6 protein-coding genes are annotated in these 6,594 nt (G+C 70.5%); 3 read left to right on the top strand and 3 right to left on the bottom strand.

Features of this window, described 5'->3' with window-relative positions:
- Positions 1–103: 103 nt before the first annotated feature.
- Positions 104–760 carry an SHOCT domain-containing protein gene (locus LI92_RS19105; RefSeq protein WP_046321756.1) on the bottom strand — a complete coding sequence of 219 codons (657 nt, stop codon included), beginning with the start codon at positions 758–760 and terminating at the stop codon, positions 104–106.
- 118 nt (positions 761–878) lie between these two features.
- On the opposite strand from LI92_RS19105, the gene LI92_RS19100 reads away from it, so the two are divergent.
- Entirely contained in the window at positions 879–1,937 is a 1,059-nt protein-coding gene (locus LI92_RS19100) for a class I SAM-dependent methyltransferase (protein WP_046321746.1), read from the top strand.
- On the opposite strand, the gene LI92_RS19095 is transcribed toward LI92_RS19100, so the two are convergent.
- Positions 1,934–3,502: an Hsp70 family protein gene (locus LI92_RS19095; RefSeq protein WP_046321753.1), complete on the bottom strand. Its 1,569-nt coding sequence runs from the start codon at positions 3,500–3,502 to the stop codon at positions 1,934–1,936. The genes LI92_RS19100 and LI92_RS19095 overlap by 4 nt on opposite strands.
- Before the next feature lie 491 nt (positions 3,503–3,993).
- Here LI92_RS19095 and LI92_RS19090 point away from each other — a divergent pair, with 491 nt between their 5' ends.
- The gene (locus LI92_RS19090) at positions 3,994–4,668 is read left to right on the top strand and encodes a cutinase family protein (protein WP_046321744.1); all 675 of its coding nucleotides are present in this window, start codon (positions 3,994–3,996) and stop codon (positions 4,666–4,668) included.
- Positions 4,669–4,760: 92 nt separating this feature from the next.
- A complete protein-coding gene (locus LI92_RS19085; RefSeq protein ID WP_152665555.1) occupies positions 4,761–5,420 on the top strand; it encodes a cutinase family protein in 660 nt (219 codons plus the stop codon).
- Between the two features lie 39 nt (positions 5,421–5,459).
- On the opposite strand, the gene LI92_RS19080 is transcribed toward LI92_RS19085, so the two are convergent.
- The coding region (locus tag LI92_RS19080) for an acetolactate synthase large subunit (protein ID WP_046321749.1) at positions 5,460–6,594 on the bottom strand (1,135 nt) is incomplete at its 5' end.

The following is a 6,594-nucleotide window of genomic DNA, read 5'->3' as shown; positions in this document are numbered from 1 at the left end:
GCCCCACAACCCGGCCACTGACGATGCGCCGCGAGGAACGAGCGGCGAAGAGGAAGCGGCCCCACAACCCGGCCACTGACGATGCGCCGGGCCACTGACGCACTCAGTGCCCGCGCAGAATCCTTCGCTTCTCTTCGGCGAACTCCGCCTCGGTCAGCGCTCCGGAATCACGCAGAGCTGTAATCGTTTTGAGCTGCTGAATCCGGATCTCCTGCCCGTCCGGCACGAACTGCTGGTCGCCCACGCCTGCGTCGGTGGTCTGCACCTTCGGGCGGCGCCGGCGGCCCGCCAGCATCCGCGATCCGATCAGATCCGCCAGGCCGAGCACGAACATCACCGGAAACACCCAGAGCGCCGCCAGGCGTCCCGCCGGTTTGCCGAAGGCCAGCCTCGGCGCGATGTACGCGCCGACTTGCCCGTCCGTGGTGATCTGATAGTCGCCGGCTTCGGCCACCTGCACCCGCCACAGCCTGCGTCGCGTGTCGTTGTTGACGGTGGTGGTCATCCCGACGCTTTCCTCGAACTCCGGATCGGCCACACCGTCTGGCGGCGTCACCGACACGCTGATCGGGGGCACCGGTAGCCCTGCGCCGGTGGGGCTGGAAATGACCTGGGTATGCAGGCTCACCGTCACCTCGCCGGCCGGCAGGTGCAGGCTGCCCGTTCCCGGGATCGGGACCTCGCCGTAGGCGTCGAAACGGTCCAGCACGAAGACGGTGAGGACCAGCGTGACCACAAACCCGATCACCCCGATGGTCATCAGCCCGGCCGCCGCGCCGGACCGGAGCCGTCCGCTCGTGCTCACGTCGGAAGTGTGCCACGAATTGTGGTTGCCGCTACGGTTATCGGTACACAGTCCGCTGGGGTCGGAGGTGGCCATGCCAGAGTCGCGCATCGTCGTCCGCCCCGAGCCCGGCGGTACACCTTCGGGCAGGTTGCAGGCGGCCGGGCTGGCCCATGCCACCGGGGTGTTCGAGCAGCTCGCGGCGACCGTGCCGCTGCCCGCCGCTCCCAGGCCGATCGTCATCGCCGACTACGGCGCTGCCACCGGCGGCAATTCACTGCTGCCGATCGGCGCCGCGATCGCGGCGTTGCGCCGGCGCACCCGGTCCGACCATGCCGTCCTGGTGGCACATACGGACCTGCCGGACAACGATTTCAGCGCACTGTTCACCACGCTGGCCGAGCATCCCGACAGCTATGCCCGCACGGACACCGCCAGCTTCCCCTCGGCGGTCGGCCGGTCATACTTCGCGCAGATCATGCCCTCGCAGAGCGTCACCCTGGGCTGGTCATCCTGGGCGACAATGTGGCTGGTCCGGCCTGTCACGGGGCTGCCCGCAATCTGCGAGCTCACCGACGACGCCGCGCGGCGCGCCTATGTGCGGCAGGCGGCGCAGGATTGGCATGACTTCGTGGCGTTCCGGGGCCGGGAACTGAGTCCGGGCGGCAAGCTGCTGGTGTTGACGCCGGCGGTCGACGCCGCGGGCCGCTCGGGATACTCGCCGCTGCTCGATGCGATTGCCGCGGTTCTCGATGAGCACATGGCCGAGGGGCGGCTGACTGCCGACGAGATCGCCCGGGTGTCGATCCGGGCGCTTGGCCGCACCGAGAAGGAACTGCGCGCGCCGTTTGCGCCCGGGGGCCGGTTCGAGTCCCTGACCATCGAGCGCCTGGAGGTCTTCGACGCCGAGGACCGGTTCTGGGACCAGTATGTGCTCGACGGGAATGCCGGCGCACTCGGCGCCCGCTGGGCCGCGCTCATCAGCGCCGCGATCGCGCCGGCACTGGCCGCGGCGGTGACCGGGCGGGCCCGCGACCCGGCGACGGCCGATGTGCTGCGGCACCTCCAGGCCTGCCTTGCCGCTCGACTCGCGAACAGCCCTCAGCAGGTGCAGATTCCGTTGGCGCTGGTGGTCTTGGCCAAGCAGTGTTAGGGAACCAGCGGGCTTTCGCTGGATTCGGGCGGCGGCAGTAGCTCCGGCAGGGGCGGCACGACGGCTTCGGGGCTGGGCGCGAATGCCGGCGGCGGCTCGTATGCCGGCGGGGGTGCGGTGGTGGTGGACGACAGCGTGGTACTGAGCTCGCTGGGGGCGGGTCCGGTGTCGGCGGCGTGCCGCAGGACCAGCACCGCGACCGTGCCCAGCACGATGGCGGCCAGCGCGGCCAGGATCACCACCGGGACCGGCCGCCGATACCACTGCGCGCCATCGGGCCGGCCCGGCAGCTCGGGCTCGGCCACCACCGGTGGGCGCGGCGCAACGGCAGCCGAGTGGACCGGTTCCACAGGAGGAGGAGGAGGAGGTGGCGGCGGTGGTGGTGGCGATTGCGGTGGCGGTGCCCACGCCTGCGGTCCGGGGTCCGGGGCCGTGTCGACCGCCACCGGCGGCGGCTCCTGGGCCGGGGGCGGGACCGGCTCGGGGAACTGGTGCGGCGCCTGCGGTGGCGGCGTCTTCTTCGGAAGGGCCACAACGTTGCCGGCGACGCTCAGCGCTGCGCCGATGGCCGCTGTCAACTGCGGTCGCGGCGAGCTGATGACGGGCACCCCGAAGCGTTGCGCCAGGCCGGTCGTGACCGCGGGAATGTTCGCCCCACCCCCGACCGACACGATGGCAGACAGCGCATCCGGCCTGACCTCGTTGTCGTCCAGGGCGCTCTGCAACGCCGTGAACATGCCCTCCAGCGGTTGACGCAGGGCCTCGTCGAGTTCCACGCGGGTCAGCCACACGCCGCCGTGAAAGCCGGCAAGCTCGGCCACTGTCTCTGCGGACAGCTGTTCCTTGGCGTCCCGACACTGACTGCGCAGCCGGGTCAGCGACCCCACCGTCGGTGGACCGTCGCCGTTGCCACCGAGGTCGGCCACCACATGGTCCAGCAGTGCCTGATCGATCACGTCGCCGGAGAAGACGGTGACGCGCCGAGTGGTGCTGATCGGCGCGAAATCGCGGCCCGCGTCGACGAGGGTGAGGTTGGTTCCACTGCCCCCGAAGTCGCACACCGCGATGATCCCCTGCTCCGGCAAGCCCGGATTCGCTTGTAGCGCCGTGAGGGCCGCTGCAGCATCCGACATCAGTGTCACCTGGTGCTGCGCGAACTGGGAGACCCGTCCCAGCGCGGTGCGCAGTGCCGCGACCGCTTCGGGCGACCAGTGCGCGGGGTGGGTGACGGCCACGGCGGGCGGCATCGGACGCCCCTCGGTCACGGCATAGGCCAGGGCGTGCAGAGCGTCGGCGAGCAACTGCTCGGGGCGGTGGGTGGAGCCGTCGCTCGCCACCACCGGGCGGTCGCCGCCGACGCGATCCACGAAGTCGCTGACCACCAGGCCGCGGTCGCGAAGTTCGGAACTCGCCGACGGGTTCTCCGACGGCATACCGACCTGGGACGGCCGGTCCCGGAACAGTGTCAGCACGGGCCGGCGGGTGATCGCGTGATCGGCGGTGACGGCCGCCAATGTGCTCGCCCCCACGGACATCCCCAACGCTGGGCCTGTCTCTTGCGCCATCGTGTCCCATCCCCGGTGTTGCCCGGCCATCAGAACGCACCGGTCGCGCAATTTTATCGAGGACCATCCGATATACCTCGCATTGCAGCACCGTTGGTGCGCCGGAGAACTCCCCCGGCGGCGGCTCGAACGATCCGGCGCCCACTGGTGCCGGCCGCGTCCAACCGTGCGCACCGCTCCCCGGGTGTCCGGGTGATCGCTGGGTCAGCGTTGCCGGCGCGCGACGCAGTGACGCCGAGCGTGGCCCCGTCAGGGCCATTCGGCCAGCCCTTGCGAGTTTGCTCTGGGAGTCATCTGGTCCGGCAATCCGACTGACACAATTCGGACATATTCGCGTAACCGAGCAGTTCCCCGCCCATCTCAGCCACCGTTCAGATCCTCAACATGGCCTACTCAGCGTGCCGCCAGCAGGCCGGTTAACATCCGTTGAAAATCGCCCCTGCCAGGCTGTCTGCGTCGCGAGATACGGGTTCTTATGCCAACATGTAGCGATGAACCAACGTCGGACCCTTCGCTCCCTCGGTGTTGTTCTGGCCCTCACCTGGCTGCTGCACAGCACCGCCACCACCCCTGCACCCGCCTTCGCCGAACCGTGTCCCGATGTTCAGGTTTTGTTTGCTAGAGGCACCGGCGAGCTACCTGGACTCGGCCCGACCGGGGACGCATTCGTCCACGCGCTGCGGACCCGACTGCCGGATCGGCCGGTGGATGTCTACGCGATCGACTACCCGGCCACCAGTGACTGGCCGACCGGCATTCAGGGCATCCGCGACGCCGCCGCCCACATCGAGGGCACCGCGGCGAACTGCCCCCAGACCAAGATGGTGCTCGGCGGCTTCTCGCAGGGCGCCGCGGTGATGGGCTTCGCCACCGCCAACGCAATCCCCGATGGGGTGGACGGCAATGACGTCCCGCGGCCGATGCCCCCGGAGGTGGCCGACCACGTCGCCGCCGTGGTGCTCTTCGGAACGCCGAACGACCGCGCCATGAGCTTCCTGGGCCAGCCGCCCCTGACCATCGGGCCCGGTTATGCCGCTAAGACGATCCAGCTGTGCGCGCCCGAAGATCCGGTCTGTTCGGAAGGTCTGAACTTCTCCGCGCACGCACCCGGCGCCTACGACGGCATCGCGGACGAGGGCGCGGCCTACGCCGCAAACCGGCTCTGAGCACGGCATTCACCCCACGAGGAGGGCCGGGTGGGGCGTCGGTGCCCCACCCGCGGGCCACCGGCGGCACTGGGACGTGTCAGCATTTAGGGATGACTTCGCGTGACGCTGTTCGCACCTTCGCCGCCGCGGCCATGCTGACCGGAGCCCTGGTGACCGCGCCGGCGGGTATTCCGTCGGCCGCCGCTGAGCCGTGCCCGGACACCGAGGTGGTCTTCGCCCGCGGCTCGGGCCAGCCCGTGGGCCTGGGCGACGTCGGCGACGCGTTCGTCGGGGCGCTCCGCGACCAGCTGGCCGATCGGGATGTCAGCGTGTACCCGGTGAACTACCCGGCGAGCACCGACTACCGCAACAGCGCAGTCCTCGGCGAGGCGGACGCCACCGCCCACATTCAGGCCACGATGGCCAACTGCCCCAACACCAAGCTGGTGCTCGGCGGCTACTCCCAGGGAGCCAGCGTCATCGCGATGTCCAGCAACGCCTTGCCGGCTTCGGCCGCCAACCATGTGGTTGCGGTGGCGCTGTTCGGCCCGCCGTCGAGCCCCTACTCCATGTCGCTGTGGGGCGGTCCGCTGCCGGTCCTGGCCTCGTCCTACCAGCCGAAGACCATCGACTTCTGCCTGGCCGGCGACATCTACTGCGAGGACAGCGGAAGCGTCGTCCCGCACTTGATGTATGTCCAGGACGGCAAGGCCGTGGAGGCCGCGACGTTCGCCGCGAATCGGGTGACGGGCGGCCAGAGCGTCAACTGACGCCGCGGCGCCCGCCGGTCACCGCACCGACCGGCCGCCTCAGAACAGGGTCGGAATCCGCGCGTCGATCAGATGGGGGCCCGGTTCGGCCACTGCCCTGCTGAATTGTTCGGCAAGTTCCTCGCAGGTGGTGGCGACCGTCGCCGGCACCCCGAATCCCTCGGCGATCTTCGCGAAGTCCATGTTCGGCCGCGACAGGTCCAGCAGCGCCTCCGCCTTGGGGCCGTGGCCTCCGCCCTCGTCCTCGGCGCCCACCCGGGCCAGTTCCAGGCGCAGGATCGCGTAGGCGCTGTTGTTGATCAGCACCGTGGTCACGTTCAGGTTCTCGCGCGCCATGGTCCACAACGCGGAAATGGTGTAGGCCGCGCTGCCATCGGCTTCCAGCGCGATCACCGGCCGGTCCGGCGCGGCCACGGCCGCACCGACGGCGACCGGGAGGCCCTGCCCGATGGCGCCGCCGGTGAGCGTGAGCACGTCGTGGCGCGGAGAGCCGGCGGTGACCGCGGGCAGCATCAGTCCCGAGGTGTTCGACTCGTCGGAGATGATCGCGTTCTCCGGCAGCAGCGCTCCGATCACCTGCACCCAGTTCTGCGGGGTGAGCTGTCCGCTCGGCAGGTCCGGGACGGCGGCCGGTGCGGGCCGCGACGGCACGCCGGCGGCCACCGCGTCGGCCAGTTGTTCCAGTGCGGCAACCACGTCGGTCTCGAGGCCGGCCAGGTTGTGCACGACGCAGCCCTCGGGTACCAGGTCGCTGGGCTTGCCGGGGTAGGCGAAGAACGAAACCGGCGCCCGGGTGCCCGCCACCACCAGGTGCTTGATGCCGTCGAGTTGGTAGGCGGCCTGCTCGGCCAGGTAACCGAGCCGATCGATCGCCGGGACCCCGGCGCCACGGACGAGCCGGGTCGGGAACGTCTCGACCAGGGCGCGGGCGCCGGTCGCCGCGGCGATCCGGTCGGTGGCCTCCAGGGCCCGCACCGCGCCGGCGGCCGGTCCACCGATGAGCAGGGCCGCCGGCTCGCCGCTGCCCAGTATGGCGGCGATATCGGCGACGGCCCGGGCGTCGGGGGCGGCAGCCGGGACGGGGTCGACCGGGCCGGCCGCCTGCGCGCCACCTTCCCAGGAGATGTCAGCGGGCAGAATCAGATTGGCCACCACCGCCGGACTGGCCATTGAG

The organism is Mycobacterium sp. UM_Kg1, from assembly GCF_000972925.1.
In the GTDB taxonomy this organism is placed as follows: domain Bacteria; phylum Actinomycetota; class Actinomycetes; order Mycobacteriales; family Mycobacteriaceae; genus Mycobacterium; species Mycobacterium hiberniae.
This window is presented reverse-complemented; position numbering and strand designations above follow the sequence as displayed.